Below are 15,384 nucleotides of genomic sequence, written 5' to 3'. Positions count from 1 at the left end.
TCCGGGGTTTCCACGATCTTTACCGGGGATTGGTAATAGAGGTAGTAGGAGGGGAGCGATAGACCCTCTGACACTAGTCGTTCTCCTCGAAGGTTGACTGCAATGCCTGCCAGAACAGTTGTTGCTCGCGACGCCGGATGCCTCCGGTAATCGATCGCTCTCTCGGCGTCAGGGCTCGCCCGTCGGCTTGGGCGATTGCTTCGATGTCGCGCCGGACCTCATAGAGCACATGCTCCCAGACCGCGACCTCGTCGAGCGCCGCCAGGTGTAGCCGGAACTCAGCCAGGTGGCCATTGCTCATCCGCAGAACGAGTTGGACGTCCCGGTAGCCGCTGTCCATAGGGGATACGAAGCGGTCATCGCAGGAGACGATCGTGATATCGGGATGGTCTCGTGTCCGCGCGAGCGCTGCGTAGAGATCGTCCAAGCGGCGAAACTCGACCTTCGCGGCGGCCAGGTCGAGCAACTTGGACGCGTCACCCCGATACTTCCCCAACTTGTCTTCGGCCCGACGGCGATCCTTGGGCTGCTGCCGCCAGCCAGGCTGGCCGACACGATCGCCATTCACCTCGGCCAGGGAAACCGCCAACTGGTTCAGCTCCACCTGGGCGACAACTGCCTCCGCATACAGTTCATCGACGTAGCGCTGCCGATAAGACGGGTCTGCGTGATGACGCCTGTCAAAACCGGGTTGTGTGGCCGAAGAATCCTGCAACCGAATGCTCGCGCTGATCGAGCGCTGCTGGTCCGTCAGAGGAGTGGGCTCGGGCCGGTTGATCTCCATTTCAGCGGTATCCGACCCTCTCACCTCCTGCTGGGCGACATCGTTCAGGACCTCGGCGAGGACGTCGATGGCCTGCTGGTGGCTGGCCAGGTGGAAGAGGGTCAGCGGGCGAGCGGTCAACGACTTCCCGAGTTCCGGTGTGGACTCGATCATGCGGGCCAGATCGGGCCGCCGCACCAATTGCCGAACCAGGTTCTCGGCCAGGGCCGGCTCGTTCGAGGGCGGCTCCCGCCGGGCGTGGTCGAGCATGTCGCGGACCCGATCGTCGGCAAACAACCGCACGAGATCCCGGGCCGACGCCTCGTCCAGCTCCGGCAGGAGCCGACGAAGGGTGGGCGGATCGACCACTGACGCGAACTCAACGGGGCTCACCCCGGCCGCGAAGACCTGGTCCAGACTTTCGGCCAGCGTGACGGCGCGGGCCGGGTCAGCGGGCGGCGAGGGCTGATCCAACGTAGCGCCGGGCGACCGATCGCCGTCCGGCGATGACGAGGCCGCGCCCGGCCCGTCCAGGAGCAGGTACATCCGGTTGATGTACGGGTCGCCGTGGCCACCGTCGTCGCGTACCGGTGGGTGGTGCGGCAGGTCGGGCCGTTCGCTGAACCGGCCTCGGGGTAGTCCGCCGAGCGGCATGGGGCGGCCGCCTCCGTCGAGCACCAGCGCGTCGATGCCGACCACGTCGGGGTACAGCGGTCGGTCGCGGATGAGGCCGGTCTGCGGGTCGACGTAGAGGACGGTGCCGTTCTGGTTGAGCGCCACCCAGGCGTGCGAGCCTCCGCCGGCCCATTCGGTGACCAGGAACGCGTAGCTGCCGTGGCCGCCGAGCAGCAACTGGTCGTGCAGGTTGCGGTAGCTGCGGTCGGCGGCCTGCCGCGCGTGTGCGGGGTGCAGCCGTTGGCCGGGCGGCGGGGCGAGGACCTGCTGGAAACGACCACCGGTGACGTCTTCCACCCGGCCGGGCCCGCCGGCCTCGCCGCGGATCGGGCGACGGGTGTCGCCGTCGAGGTAGCCGTCGAAGGTGCGCGGTGCCGACACCCGCGGCCGTCCGTGCACCCATGTCTCGAACATCGACAGGGTGCAGTCCAGGCAGTTGATGCCCCGGGTGGCGTCGGCCATCGGACCGCCGTCGTTCAAGAGCCGGAACCAGGCGCCGCGGCGGGGGTCGGCGGTGCGGGTGACGTTGCCGTCCGGGTCGCGGGGCATCTGCCGTTCGACGTCGACCTGGTGCAGGGCCAGCGGCGGGCGCAGTCCGCCGGGCTGTCCGTATGGCCGGGAGTCGTCGATCGGCGGGGGTACGTCGTCGCCGGTGAGCCGGGATGGCCCGGCGGTCTCCACCGCGCCGAGGGCGAGCGCGCCCACGTCCTTGTTGGCCTGCCGGAAGGCGGCGTCGCCGATGTCGACGACCTGCGGTGCCCGGGTGCCGGCCAGCACCGCGTCGGCCAGGTCACGGCATTGGGTGTACGCGCGCGTCTCGTCGTTCGCGGCCCGCTGCCAGCCGTCGGCCCACCGGGGGTGGCCGGTCCGGTGCAGTTGCCGGGCGTAGGTGGCGTATTCGACGGCCCTGCGGTCGTGCTCGGCGGCCAGGGCGTGCAGTCGGTCGGCCTCGGCCTGCCGCCGGCTGTTCTCGAACTCGTTGCGTCGCGACTCGTAGTAGCCCCGGTAGCGTCGCCGCTCGGCGGCTTCCGCCTCGGCGGCCCACCGGGCCGCGTACCAGTCGCTGTCCTCGATCTCGGACTGCGAGGGTGCTGACAGGTCGGTGGGGATCGACGCCCGGCCGCGTGCCGGGTGGGCGGGTACGCGTCCCGGAGCGAACGCCTCCCGGATCGCGAAGGGCGAGGCCGGGCTGGCGAGCGGTGCCGGGCCGACGGTCGTGGCCGGGGTGCGGGACGTGGCCGGGGTGCTGGGCGGGCTCGTGGCCGGCGGGGACCACCCGGACGGGCCGGTGACACCCGGGGCAACCGAACCACCGTGTGGCGTGGCCTGGTCGAGAGTGCCGGCCGTGGGCGCCGCGACCGACGAGAGGGCGTCGGCCGTGGGCACCGCGACCGACGAGAGGGCGCCGGCCGTGGGCGCGGCCACCGACGAGAGGGTGGGGTCGGCGGCGATCGGGTGCGCTGGGCCGGGCCGGTCCGCGATGGCCGGGCCGTGCCCGTCCGGGGATGACACGGCCGCCTCGGTCGAGAGCACCGGACGACCCGGCGCGTCGCCGGCCAGCGGCGACGCCGACGACAGGCTCAGGTCCGAGGCGGTGGGCTGGGTCGGGCCGTGCGGGACGGCGGCTTCCGCGTCGCGCACCGACCCCGCCTGGTCGTGTACCGGCGACGCGAGCGTGTCCGCCCCGCCGAGCGCCGCCTGCGCCGCAACCACCGGCGACCCGACCACCGGCCCGGCCGCCTCCGCAGAGACCGACACCGACGCCGAGGAGGCCGCGCCCGAAGCGGCAGCACCCGAGGCGGCCGACACCGAAGACGCCGCATCCGTAGACGCCGACACCGTAGACGCCACCCCGGTGGACACCGAAGCCGCCGCGCCCGACGCCGAGGCAGAGCCGGATGCAGAGGCCAGAGGGGACGCCGGAGACAGCGGCTGGCCCGCGAGCGAGGCTCCCGCCAGGGCGTTGGCCTGCGCGTCCAGCTTGGCGTGCAGGGCGTGGTCGGTCTGTGCGGTGGCCGAGCCGGTGGCCCCGGAGGCGGCCGCGCGGGCGACGTCCTCGATCGAGGTCAGGCCCTGCCCGGTGGCCAGGCCGGCGGCAGCCTCGGCGAGCACCTCACCGGTCATCTCCCGGCCCAGGTGTTCACCGACCCGCGCGGCCCGACCGGTGGCGCGCCGCCCCAGGCCGGCCAGCGGTGCGACCGCCCCGCCGGCGAGGCCGCCGACGGCCGACGCGCCGAGGTCGGTCAGGTCCAGGCCGTGTGCCCGGCCGGTGGAATTCTGGTACGCCTGGGTCGCCAGGGTGACCCCGGCCTCCTCGGCCGCCTCCTCCAGTCCTTCCCGGGTGGCGCGCGTGGCCAGCCCGCGTACGCCGCCACGGGCGACCTCCTTGGCGGCCCGTTCGCCGGCCTCCTTCAGCCCGTGTTTGAGGGACTTGCTGGCCAGTTGCCCCATCAGACGTTTGAAGATCTGCTGGATCAGCAGGCGGGTCGCGGTGATCGCCGCTCCGGCGGCGGGCGACGCGGCACCGGCGGTGAGCACCGCCGCCACCGCCACCGTCAGCAGTTCGATGACCAGGATGCCCAGCTCGATCCAGACTTCGAGCTTGGCACCCTCGATGTCGCAGCCGCACTCCTCGACCAGTCGGCCCAGGTCGCTGGTGACGGCGAGCAGCACCGGCAGCGGTGCGTCGGCGCCCTCGGCGATCCCCCGCCAGGCTGCCTCGAACGCGGCGTCGACCGCACCGACGCCGCCGTATCCGGCGCGTACCTCGGTGGCGGCCGCGGCGGCGTCGCTGTGCGGCCCGGCGAGTACGGCGGCGACGGCGTACCACCGGTCGGCGACGTCCCAGACGGCCCGCTCGTCGCCCTCCGGCCACTGCACGCCGACGACCCAGTCGAGTGCCTCGTAGATCCAGCCGGGCACGTCCCAGGGTGCGTAGTCGAGCGGGTGCGGGATCGGGCTGGGGAGCACGCTCATCCGGATCGCCCCGCTGTCAGCGCCGGTCGGCGGCCCGGTCGAGCCGGGCGGCGCTGCTGCCGTCGGTCTGCACGCTCGCGTCGACCGCCTGGACCACGTCGGTGCCCAGCTCGGTGAGCCGGTGGCCGATGCCCGTCCAGGCCCGCAGGACGGTCTGCTCGAAGCCTCGGTAGCTGCGCTCGAACGCGGCGCCGATGTCGTCGCGGCCCCACGGGCGGGCGCCGCTGGCGGTTTCGATCTCGCCGCCCTCCGCCGCCCGTCGGGCGGTCACGGCGTCGCCGGCGAGGGCGAGGTCGGCACCGCCCCGGCGTGCTCGGGACGGATCGAGCCAGAGCTGCCCGTCGGTCATGCCGGCCCCTCGCCCCGGCCGAGTACGGCCTCGGCGCGCCCGAGCAGCGCGCCGAAATCTCCGGTGCGCAGGAACTCGACGGGGCCGGCGCCGGCCGGCACGTGCTCGGCCACCAACTCCCGGGTGGCGGCGCCGGCGGCGGTCGTGGCGGCCCGGATCGTCTCGGTAATTGTGCGGCTCAACGCCTCGGCGTCCCGGGCCTGATAGATGGCCGGGTCGAGGTCGACGGCCACCAACTCGCCCCGGGCACCGACGGTCGCGGTGACCTGCCCGTCGGCCGACCGCCGGGTCACCCGGACCGCGGCGAGTCGGGCTCGCAGCTCGTCCAGATTGGACCTGAGCTGCTGATACTGCCCGTACACGTCGTCGAATCGGGCCCGTAGCTCGCGATTGGCGTCCCGGTCCACGCGTTCGCTCACCGCCGCTCCTCCCGTCACCGTCGGTAGGCCGAACCATACCGGCCGCCATCGATCCGCGTAATCCGGTAGTTTCGGTGTGTGATCGACCGTCAACAGGCCGAGCAGCTCGCGGCCACCTGGGCTCGCCGTGATTCGCAGCGTCTCGGCCACGAGTGCACACCGATGGTCGACGAGTTCGATCTCGGCTACGTCATCACGTCCATCGTGCCCACCGAGGCGCGGACGGTCCCCGGTGACCTGCCGACGACCGTCATCGACAAGCAGACCGGGAAGGTCACCACCTGGCCGCGGGTGCCGAGCGACGTGGTGGCCGACATGTACCGGCGCAGCCAGCCGACCGGGCCGACGGCCGCCCGCACGGTGGACCAGTCGAGCCTGCTGGTCCGCGAGATCAGCCGGGTCGCCACCCCGAACACCACCGCCCATCTGACCATCGACGGTCGCATCTGGACGGCCCACGGCACGAAGGGCGACGTCCCGCTCAACCATCACCCGCTCGTGCGCACCTACCTGGATCGGCTGCCCCCGGGCGAGCTGGTCCGCGGCGGCGAGGGCCACGCCGAGCTGATCGTGGTGTCCGACGTGCTGCACGAGTACGACCACCTGCGGGCGGCCGAGGGCATCGCCCCGATGGGGCGGGCCGAGGCGGCGGCACTGCTGGACGGCGCGCGGTTCGAGATTTTCCGGATGCGTGAGCCGGGCGATCCGGCCGGTGGCGCGGCCGATCGGCCCTGCGACTCGTGCGTCAACTTCCTGGTGCGGGCGAACGTTCTGCCGGAGTCGGCTCGGGCGTACACCGAAACCTGGCTGCCGCCGACGGCGCCCGACCCGGACCCGGGCCGTTTCCCGCGCGAGGTGGCCGACGCGCTGGTGGCGGCCGGCTGGCGTCCGCACATCGGCGACCAGATCATGGCTGCCGCCGCCGTGCGGGACGTCACCGCCGTGGCGGGGCGCGCCCACCGGCACACGGTCTTCCCGGCCGCCATCGAGGCGTTGACCGCGTTCCCCAGCCTGGTCGGCGCGCGGCGCGGCCCCGGCGAGCAGGTGTGGATCTCCCGGTTCGACATCCGCCCGCACACGATCGCGCACACCGCCGACACGCTCGCCGACTTCGGCGCGGTGCTCGGCGTCCGGCTCTTTCCGATCGGCACCGAGCAGCAGGACAGCATCCTGGCGGTGGACGAGCGCGGCCGGGTCTTCGCCCTCGATCAGGCCGGCGAGTGGTTCCTCGGCGACACGATCGACGCCGCGCTGACCACCCTGCTGCTCGGCCGTGCGCCGGCCCGGGTCCGCGACGACGGCACCTGGCAGGCCGGCTAGAGCGCGAGGCCGGTCAGCACCATGACGCGCGGCTCGGTGTAGTCGTCCATCGCACTGCGCAGTCCCTCCCGGCCGACGCCGCTGCCCTTGACGCCGCCGTACGGCATCTGGTCGGCCCGGTACGACGGCACGTCGCCGACGATCACCCCACCCACGTCGAGGGTCCGCGCGGCGGAGAAGGCCACGTCCAGACGGTGGGTGAACACGCCGGCCTGCAGCCCGTACGCCGAGTCGTTGACCGCGGCGAACGCGGCCTGGTCGTCGGCGACGGGCGCGACCACCAGCACCGGCCCGAACACCTCCTCGGCGACGACCTTGGCGTCGGCGGGCACGCCGGTGAGCACGGTCGGAGGGTACGTGGCGCCGTCGCGGTCGCCGCCGACCTCGACGGTGGCGCCGGCCGCGACGGCCTCGGCCACCCACGTCTCGACCCGGCGGGCCGCGTCCTCGGACACCATCGGGCCGACGTCGGTCGACTCGGAGGTGGGGTCGCCGGTGCGCAGCGCGCGTACCGCCGCGACCAGCCGGGGCAGGAAGTCGGCATACACCGTGTGGTGCACGTACACCCGCTGGACGGCGATGCACGACTGGCCGGCCTGGTAGTTGGCGAACGTGGCGATCCGCCGCGCGGCGACGTCCAGATCGTCGTCCGACGTCCAGTCGGCGCAGAGCACGGCCGCCGCGTTGCCGCCCAGTTCCAGCGTGACGTGCTTCTCCGGCACCTGACGGCGGATGGCCGCGCCGACCGGACCGGACCCGGTGAACGACACCACCGGCAGCCGGGGGTCGCTGACCAGCTCGGCGGCGCGGTCGTTGGGCAGCGGCAGCACCGAGAACATGCCGGCCGGGAGGTCGGTCTCGGCCAGCAGCTCGCCGAGCAGCAACGCGGACAGCGGTGTCGCCGGCGCCGGCTTGACGATGATCGGGGCACCGACCGCGATGGCCGGCGCCACCTTGTGCGCGACGAGGTTGAGCGGAAAGTTGAACGGCGCGATGCCCAGCACCGGCCCCTTCGGTACCCGCCGGACCAGAGCGATCCGGCCGGTGGCGGTCGGGTCGGTGTCGAGTCGTTGCAGGTCTCCGGAGAAGCGCCGGGTCTCCTCGGCGGCCCACCGGAAGGTGGAGACGGCGCGTCCGACCTCCGCGCGAGCCCACTTCACCGGCTTGCCGTTCTCGGCGGTGATCAGCGCGGCGACCTCGTCGGCGCGTTCGGCGAGCCGCCGGGACACGTGGTCGAGGGCCGCCGCGCGGGCGTGCGCGGGCAGGGCCGCGGCCTGCGCGGCCACACCGGCCGCTGCCGCGACGGCGGCGTCGACCTGGTCGGGCGTGGCGAGGGTGGTACGCCCCACCGGGCGGCCGTCGTACGGGTGGTGGACGGTCAGCTCACCCTCGCCGTGGGCGGGGCGGGACGCGACGAAGAAGGCTGCGGGCTCCACGCCGAGCAGCGTAGACGAGACAGCGGTCGACGGAAACAGTCGCCGTAGCCCTTGTCTGCCGCGAATTCAGTAGCCAAGATGGCAGACAGATTGCGATAACCGCCGCAGACCGCAACCCCGGCCCTCGGAGAGATCCCCTCATGAGTGATCAGCAGCAGCTGCGCAACTTCGTCAACGGCTCCTCCGTCGAACCGGCCGACGGCGGGTACGCCGACCTGATCGACCCCTGCACCGGTGAGGTGTTCGCCCAGGCCCCGGTCTCCGGGGCCGCCGACGTGGACGCGGCGATGAGCGCCGCCGCCACCGCGTTCGAGAGTTGGCGCGACGTCACGCCCGCCGAGCGGCAGAAGGCGCTGCTCAAGCTCGCCGACGCGGTGGAGGCGCGGGCGGCCGAGCTGGTCGACGCCGAGGTGCGCAACACCGGCAAGCCCCGCCAGCTCACCGCCGAGGAGGAACTGCCCCCGGCGGTGGACCAGTTCCGCTTCTTCGCCGGCGCCGCCCGGATGTTGGAGGGGCGGTCCGCCGGGGAGTACATGGCCGGGCACACCTCGTACGTGCGGCGGGAGCCGATCGGCGTCTGCGCCCAGGTCACCCCGTGGAACTACCCGCTGATGATGGCGGTCTGGAAGATCGCCCCGGCGCTCGCCGCCGGCAACACGGTGGTGCTCAAGCCGTCGGACACCACGCCGGTGTCGACGCTGCTGCTCGCCGAGATCGCCGCCGAGTTCTTCCCGCCGGGTGTGTTCAACGTGGTCTGCGGCGACCGGGACACCGGTCGTACCCTCGTGTCGCACCCGACCCCGCAGCTGGTGTCGATCACCGGCTCGACCCGCGCGGGCATGGAGGTCGCCGCCGCGGCGGCCCCCGACCTGAAGCGGACCCACCTCGAGTTGGGCGGCAAGGCCCCGGTGGTGATCTTCGACGACGCGGACGTGGCGGCGGCGGCCGGGGCCATCGCGGTGGGCGGCTACTTCAACGCCGGGCAGGACTGCACGGCGGCGACCCGGGTGCTGGCCGGCCCGGGCATCCACGACGACTTCGTGGCGGCGCTCGCCGAGCAGGCCCGCGGCACGAAGACCGGTGCTCCGGACGACGCCGACGTGCTCTACGGTCCGTTGAACAACGCCAACCAGCTCGCCCGGGTCAGCGGCTTCGTCGACCGGCTGCCGGACCACGCCGCCATCCAGACCGGCGGCTCCCGGCAGGGTGAGCGCGGCTATTTCTACGCGCCGACGGTGGTCTCCGGGCTGCGCCAGGCCGACGAGATCATCCAGGACGAGGTGTTCGGACCGGTCATCACCGTGCAGCGGTTCTCCGACGAGGACGAGGCGGTGCGCTGGGCCAACGGCGTCGACTACGGCCTGTCCGCGTCGGTGTGGACGCGCGACCACGGCCGGGCGATGCGGATGACCCGCCGGCTGGACTTCGGGTGCGTCTGGGTCAACACGCACATCCCGTTCGTGTCGGAGATGCCGCACGGCGGCTTCAAGCACTCCGGGCACGGCAAGGACCTCTCGGTCTACAGCCTGGAGGACTACACCCGGATCAAGCACGTCATGCACAACATCGAGGGCTGACCCGTGAGCGCGAGGAGTGAGCCGGGTTTGCGAGCCCCGCAGTCGCGAACGAAGAGCGGCGCTGCGCCCTCGAGCGAGGAGCTGCACAAGCGCCGGGGCGATGCCGTCGCCCGGGGTGTCGGCAGCGTCATCGGGTCGTACGTGGACACCGCGTCCGGCGGGACGATCACCGACGTGGACGGCCGGGAGTGGATCGACTTCGCCGCCGGCATCGCGGTGACCAGCGTCGGCAACTCCGCCCCGAAGGTGGTCGAGGCGGTCCGCGCCCAGGTGGAGCGGTTCACCCACACCTGCTTCATGGTCGCGCCGTACGAGTCGTACGTGGCGGTGTGCGAGCAGCTCAACGCGCTGACGCCGGGCGGGTTCGAGAAACGCTCGGCGCTGTTCAACTCCGGCGCGGAGGCGGTGGAGAACGCGGTCAAGATCGCCCGACACGCCACCGGTCGTCCGGCGGTGGTGGTCTTCGACCACGCGTACCACGGCCGGACCAACCTGACCATGGCGTTGACCGCGAAGAACATGCCGTACAAGCACCGGTTCGGGCCGTTCGCCGGAGAGATCTACCGGGTGCCGATGTCGTACCCGCTGCGCGACGGCGGGCTCTCCGGGGCGGAGGCGGCGGCACGGGCGATCGAGATGGTCGAGAAGCAGGTGGGAGCGGAGAACGTCGCCGCGCTGGTGATCGAGCCGATCCAGGGTGAGGGCGGCTTCGTGGTGCCGGCGCCGGGGTTCCTGCCGGCGCTGCGGGCCTGGGCCACGGCCGCCGGGGTGGTGTTCGTCGCCGACGAGATCCAGACCGGCTTCTGCCGTACCGGCGACTGGTTCGCCTGCGAGCACGAGGGGGTCGAACCGGATCTGGTCACCCTGGCCAAGGGCATCGCCGGTGGCCTGCCCCTCGCCGCGGTGACCGGGCGGGCCGAGCTGATGGACGCGGTGCACGTGGGCGGTCTCGGCGGCACGTACGGCGGCAACCCGATCGCCTGCGCCGCCGCGCTGGCGACCATCGACACCATGCACGAGCTGGACCTGGCCGGCGCGGCCCGCCGGATCGAGTCCGTGCTGGCCCCCCGGCTGCGGGCCGTCGCCGAACGGGATCCCCGGATCGCCGAGGTACGCGGGCGCGGCGCGATGCTCGCCGTGGAGCTGGTGCAGCCGGGCACCCTCGTCCCCGACCCGGTCGCCACGGCGGCCATCTCGGCGGCCTGCCACGCCGCCGGCCTGCTCACCCTGACCTGCGGCACGTACGGCAACGTGCTGCGTTTCCTGCCCCCGCTGGTGATCTCCGACGAGCAGCTCACCCGGGGCGCCGACATCCTCGACGGCGCCCTCGGGAGACCTGACTGACGCCTAGCGGACGACCTCCACCGTGTTGCGGCGGACCAGGTTCTTGCCGGGTTCACGGATCTGGTCCATCGCCGCCGAGTTGAGCAGCACGCAACTGCCCGACGGGCCGGTCACCGTCACCGTGGTCGCCCGGTTGTTGTCCAGGTTGGTCACCCGCAGCCGGGTGCCCACCGGGAACTGACCGCTGGTCGCCGCCGGCCCGGCCGCCTCCTCGAAGAACGTGATCGCACCCGGGCACGCCGAGCGGGGCGCCGGGCCGGGCGCACCGGGGGACGCGGCACCGGGGCGTACCGTGCCGGCGGGCGGCGCGTCGGCGGCCGGCGGCGCGGCGTCGAGGCGTTCCACCACGTTGCGGCGGATCACGTTCTTGCCCGGCTCCCGCACGAGGTCCATGGCCGCCGCGTTGAGCAGCACACAACTGCCCGACGGACCGGTCACCGTCACCGTGGCGGCCCGGTTGTTGTCCAGGTTGGTCACCCGCAGCCGGGTACCCACCGGAAACCGGTCGCTGGTCGCCGCCGGGGCCCCGCCCTCGGCCGAGAAGGTGACCGAGCCGGAGCACACCGACGACCGTGCCGGGGCGGTGCCGGCGAACCCGAACCCGGTCCCCACCGCCACACCCGCCGTGGCGAGCACCGCCACCGTCGCCGCCAGCACGTGCTTGCGCTGCACCCTCATCGCCCGTCGCTCCCGTCCTCGATGGTGTTCTTCACCGCGTGGTACGGACGGGAGCGCCCTACCGTTCAGCCGCAGCCGACACTCTCCGCACCTCCGTCCCGCCGGACCCGACGGTTGGCGATCGAGGGTGAGCTGCGTCACGATGGGGGTCGAGGAGGTCGCCCCATGGCTGACCCGTGGCTCGCCCTGGAGTTCGGCGTCGATCCGGCCGAGCGGATCGCGCAGGTCGGTGCCGCCCACGAGGCGTTCCTCACCGCCGGCGCGGCGCCACACCGGGTCCGTGAGGTGGTCCGTCGATCCTGGGAACGCTCGGCGCGACTCGACCCGGAGGCCACCCCGCCGGTCGACCTGACCGACGACGCGCTGGCCGCGTACCGGGCCGCGCATCCGCTGGCCCGCGTGCTGCCACTCTTCCGGGACCTGCTCGGCGGCATCGCGCAGGACGGCGCGCACCTGATGGCCGTGTGCGACGCGTACGGGCGGCTGCTCTGGGTCGAGGGGCACCCGGGGGTGCTCCGGCACGCCGAGCGGATGAACTTCGTGCCCGGCGCACGCTGGGACGAGACCCACGCCGGCACCAACGCCCCGGGCACCGCGCTGGCCGTCGACCACAGCGTGCAGATCTTCGCCACCGAGCACTTCAGCCGGCCGGTGCAGCGCTGGACCTGCGCGGCCGCGCCGATCCACGACCCGGCCACCGGGCTGCTGCTCGGCGCGGTCGACATCACCGGCGGCGACAACCTGGCCAACCCGCACAGCCTCGCGCTGGTCCGGGCCACCGCCCGCGCCGCCGAGGCGCAACTCGCCGGGGACCGACCGGTGCAGCCGGGCGTCGCCGTCGTGACCGCGCTCGGTCGCGACGAGGCGGAACTGCGCATCGACGGGCGACGCATCCGACTCGGCCGCCGACACAGCGAGCTGCTGGTGCTGCTGCTGCACCACCCCGAAGGCCGCACCGGCGAACAGCTCGGCCTCGACCTCTACGGCGACGACCGGCTGCACCCGGTCACCCTGCGCGCGGAGCTGTCCCGGTTGCGCCGGGTGCTCGGGCCGGAGCTGCTCGACTCCCGCCCGTACCGGCTGCGCGGCACCATCCGGGCCGACTTCACCACCATGGCCGCACGGCTCGACCAGGGCGATGTCGCGGGCGCGCTCGACGCGTACCCCGGGCCGTTGCTGCCCGGATCGGACGCGCCGGGAGTGGCGCGACTGCGCCGGCTGATCGACGGCCAGCTCCGCGCGGCCGTGCTGGCCACCGCGGACCCGGCGCTGCTCACGGCGTGGACCGCGACGCCCGCCGGCGCCGACGACCTGGCCGCCTGGCAGGCCCTGGCGCGGGCGTTGCCAGTGGGCACGCCCCGCCGGCCGCTCGCCCTGGCCCGCATCGACCAGCTTGCCGGGGAGTAAGACCTCACGCGCGCAACGTGGCTGCAACGTTCTGGAAACTAGCGTCGCCGTCGGCACACCCGCACCACGACGGCGGAGGTAACCATGACGCGCTACGACGCGCCCACCCACTGGCAGTCCCGTTACGACCACTTCATCGGCGGCGAGTACGTCAAGCCGCACGGCGGTGGCTACTTCGAGAACCCCACCCCGGTCACCGGCCAAACCTTCACCGAGGTGGCCCGGGGCACCGCCCCGGACATCGAGAAGGCCCTGGACGCCGCCCACGGCGCCGCCGACGCCTGGGGGCGCACCTCGGTGGCCGAGCGGGCCCTGATCCTCAACCGAATCGCCGACCGCATGCAGGACAACCTGGAGTCCCTGGCGATCGCCGAGAGCTGGGAGAACGGCAAACCCGTCCGGGAGACCCTCGCCGCGGACATTCCGCTGGCCATCGACCACTTCCGATACTTCGCCGGAGCGATCCGGGCCCAGGAGGGCTCGCTCGGCGAGATCGACGACGACACCGTGGCCTACCACTTCCACGAGCCGCTCGGTGTGGTCGGGCAGATCATCCCGTGGAACTTCCCGATCCTCATGGCCACCTGGAAGCTGGCACCCGCTCTGGCGGCCGGCAATGCCGTGGTGCTCAAGCCGGCCGAGCAGACCCCGGCGTCCATCCACTACTGGCTGTCGCTGGTGGCGGACCTGCTGCCGCCGGGCGTGCTCAACATCGTCAACGGCTTCGGGGTGGAGGCCGGCAAGCCGCTGGCGTCCTCGGCCCGGGTGGCCAAGGTGGCGTTCACCGGCGAGACCACCACCGGGCGGCTGATCATGCAGTACGCCAGCGAGAACATCAAACCCGTCACCCTGGAGCTGGGCGGCAAGAGCCCGAACATCTTCTTCGACGACGTCAGCGCCACCTCCGACGACTTCCTGGACAAGGCCCTGGAAGGCTTCACCATGTTCGCGCTCAACCAGGGCGAGGTGTGCACGTGCCCGTCCCGGGCGCTGATCCAGCAGGGCCACTACAGCGACTTCCTGGCCGCCGCGGTCTCCCGCACTGAGCAGATCACGCAGGGGCACCCCCTGGACACCGACACGATGATCGGCGCGCAGGCCTCCAACGACCAGTTGGAGAAGATCCTGTCCTACCTGGACATCGGCCGGCAGGAGGGCGCTCGCGTGCTCACCGGCGGGTCGCGCGCCGACCTGGGCGGCGACCTGTCCGGCGGGTACTACGTCGAGCCGACCATCTTCGAGGGCGACAACTCGATGCGGATCTTCCAGGAGGAAATCTTCGGCCCGGTGGTCTCGGTGACCTCCTTCGCCGACCTCGACGACGCCGTCAAGATCGCCAACGACACCCTGTACGGGTTGGGCGCCGGCGTGTGGTCCCGGGACATGAACACCGCCTACCGGGCCGGGCGGGCCATCCAGGCCGGGCGGGTGTGGACCAACTGCTACCACGCGTACCCGGCGCACGCCGCGTTCGGCGGGTACAAGCAGTCCGGCATCGGCCGGGAGAACCACAAGATGATGCTGGAGCACTACCAGCAGACCAAGAACCTGCTGGTCAGCTACTCCACCCAGAAGCTCGGATTCTTCTGATGTCCGTCGTCTCACTCACCCCCGCAGCGGCCGAGTTGATCCGGTCGCTGCGGGGGCGGCACGGGCCGCTGATGTTCCACCAGTCCGGCGGCTGCTGCGACGGCAGCGCCCCGATGTGCTTCCCGGCAGGCGAGTTCCGCACCGGCTCGTCGGACGTGCTGCTCGCCTCGCTCTCGGTCGACGGGGTGTCCGAGCCGGTCGAGTTCTGGATGTCGACCGCCCAGTGGGACCTGTGGAAACACACGAGACTGACCGTCGACGTGGTCCCCGGCCGAGGCAGCGGCTTCTCCCTGGAAGCCCCCGAAGGCCTCCGCTTCCTCATCCGCTCCCACCTAGCGCCCTAACAGTCCCCCACCCCACCCCACCCCACCCCACCCCGCCGCGCCCGCCCCACCCCCACCCCGCCGCGTCGATCATGGAGTTGTGGTGGGGAGAAGATGCCTTAATGCACCCTTTGCGAGGCACCACAACTCCATGATCGACGGTGAGGGCTGGGCCCAGGGAGGGGTAGGGGCGGCGGGTTGGAGCAAACGGCGGGTTTAGGGGTGGAGGAGGGGGTCAGAGTGGCGATTATGTGACTGGGGCGGCGGTAGAGGTCCACGTCGGTGAAGTGACGCATCTGCCAGCCGTGAGCGGATAACCAGTTCATCCGGGATCGATCGCGGCGGAGGCGGTCACGGTCCAGGTGGGACGATCCGTCGTACTCGACACCGACTCGGCGCTTCCGATAGCCAAGGTCGAGACGGTAGAGCGGCACCCCGTTGCTGTCCGGGACCCAGATCTGCGGCTCCGGCGCGGGCAGTCCACCGTCGATCATCACCATGCGAAGCTGACTCTCCTGCCGGCACTC

General features: G+C 72.4%; 11 protein-coding genes. 6 read left to right on the top strand and 5 right to left on the bottom strand.

Annotated features, from left to right (window positions below; translation table 11 throughout):
* Positions 1-73: 73 nt before the first annotated feature.
* The 3 genes from AB0H52_RS00265 to AB0H52_RS00255 are packed head-to-tail and all read right to left on the bottom strand — an operon-like array spanning position 74 to position 5,182.
* A complete protein-coding gene (locus AB0H52_RS00265; RefSeq protein ID WP_357944224.1) occupies positions 74-4,414 on the bottom strand; it encodes a toxin glutamine deamidase domain-containing protein in 4,341 nt (1,446 codons plus the stop codon).
* A 16-nt stretch (positions 4,415-4,430) separates the two neighbouring features.
* A complete protein-coding gene (locus AB0H52_RS00260; protein ID WP_151491883.1) occupies positions 4,431-4,763 on the bottom strand; it encodes a hypothetical protein in 333 nt (110 codons plus the stop codon).
* Entirely contained in the window at positions 4,760-5,182 is a 423-nt protein-coding gene (locus AB0H52_RS00255) for a YbaB/EbfC family nucleoid-associated protein (protein WP_151491882.1), read from the bottom strand. The genes AB0H52_RS00260 and AB0H52_RS00255 overlap by 4 nt, the downstream gene beginning before the upstream one ends.
* Before the next feature lie 78 nt (positions 5,183-5,260).
* Between AB0H52_RS00255 and AB0H52_RS00250 the strand changes: the two genes are divergently transcribed.
* Positions 5,261-6,502, top strand: coding sequence for an SUKH-3 domain-containing protein (locus AB0H52_RS00250; protein ID WP_151491881.1), 1,242 nt, complete (start codon positions 5,261-5,263; stop codon positions 6,500-6,502).
* On the opposite strand, the gene AB0H52_RS00245 is transcribed toward AB0H52_RS00250, so the two are convergent.
* Positions 6,499-7,938 (bottom strand): aldehyde dehydrogenase family protein, encoded by a 1,440-nt coding sequence (locus AB0H52_RS00245; protein WP_151491880.1) that lies wholly within the window; start codon positions 7,936-7,938, stop codon positions 6,499-6,501. The genes AB0H52_RS00250 and AB0H52_RS00245 overlap by 4 nt on opposite strands.
* 140 nt (positions 7,939-8,078) lie before the next feature.
* Here AB0H52_RS00245 and AB0H52_RS00240 point away from each other — a divergent pair, with 140 nt between their 5' ends.
* Complete coding sequence (locus tag AB0H52_RS00240) at positions 8,079-9,515, top strand: gamma-aminobutyraldehyde dehydrogenase (protein WP_151491879.1); 1,437 nt, start codon at positions 8,079-8,081, stop codon at positions 9,513-9,515.
* Between the two features lie 27 nt (positions 9,516-9,542).
* On the top strand, positions 9,543-10,859 hold the full coding sequence (gene gabT, locus AB0H52_RS00235) for a 4-aminobutyrate--2-oxoglutarate transaminase (RefSeq protein WP_151491878.1): 1,317 nt from the start codon (positions 9,543-9,545) through the stop codon (positions 10,857-10,859).
* 3 nt (positions 10,860-10,862) lie between these two features.
* Here gabT and AB0H52_RS00230 read toward each other — a convergent pair whose 3' ends face one another.
* Positions 10,863-11,537: a DUF5979 domain-containing protein gene (locus AB0H52_RS00230; RefSeq protein ID WP_151491877.1), complete on the bottom strand. Its 675-nt coding sequence runs from the start codon at positions 11,535-11,537 to the stop codon at positions 10,863-10,865.
* A gap of 165 nt (positions 11,538-11,702) precedes the next feature.
* On the opposite strand from AB0H52_RS00230, the gene AB0H52_RS00225 reads away from it, so the two are divergent.
* From AB0H52_RS00225 to AB0H52_RS00215, 3 genes are all read left to right on the top strand, one after another.
* Entirely contained in the window at positions 11,703-12,944 is a 1,242-nt protein-coding gene (locus AB0H52_RS00225; RefSeq protein WP_357944217.1) for a GAF domain-containing protein, read from the top strand.
* A gap of 84 nt (positions 12,945-13,028) precedes the next feature.
* On the top strand, positions 13,029-14,534 hold the full coding sequence (gene adh, locus AB0H52_RS00220) for an aldehyde dehydrogenase (RefSeq protein ID WP_357944214.1): 1,506 nt from the start codon (positions 13,029-13,031) through the stop codon (positions 14,532-14,534).
* Complete coding sequence (locus tag AB0H52_RS00215; RefSeq protein ID WP_151491886.1) at positions 14,531-14,878, top strand: DUF779 domain-containing protein; 348 nt, start codon at positions 14,531-14,533, stop codon at positions 14,876-14,878. Before adh ends, AB0H52_RS00215 begins: the two co-directional genes overlap by 4 nt.
* Positions 14,879-15,384 lie beyond the last annotated feature (506 nt).

The sequence above is a fragment of the Micromonospora sp. NPDC050695 genome (assembly GCF_040654415.1).
Classification (GTDB): Bacteria; Actinomycetota; Actinomycetes; order Mycobacteriales; family Micromonosporaceae; genus Micromonospora.
Note: the sequence above shows the minus strand (reverse complement) of the source record. Positions and strands in the feature narration are given on the sequence as shown.

What these genes read in the sequence shown, in the direction of transcription:
- AB0H52_RS00225 (WP_357944217.1), top strand. Translation starts at nt 11,703, where the DNA reads ATGGCTGACCCGTGGCTCGCCCTGGAGTTCGGCGTCGATCCGGCCGAG.
- AB0H52_RS00260 (WP_151491883.1), bottom strand. Translation starts at nt 4,763, where the DNA reads ATGACCGACGGGCAGCTCTGGCTCGATCCGTCCCGAGCACGCCGGGGC.
- AB0H52_RS00230 (WP_151491877.1), bottom strand. Translation starts at nt 11,537, where the DNA reads ATGAGGGTGCAGCGCAAGCACGTGCTGGCGGCGACGGTGGCGGTGCTC.
- AB0H52_RS00265 (WP_357944224.1), bottom strand. Translation starts at nt 4,414, where the DNA reads ATGAGCGTGCTCCCCAGCCCGATCCCGCACCCGCTCGACTACGCACCC.
- AB0H52_RS00240 (WP_151491879.1), top strand. Translation starts at nt 8,079, where the DNA reads ATGAGTGATCAGCAGCAGCTGCGCAACTTCGTCAACGGCTCCTCCGTC.
- adh (WP_357944214.1), top strand. Translation starts at nt 13,029, where the DNA reads ATGACGCGCTACGACGCGCCCACCCACTGGCAGTCCCGTTACGACCAC.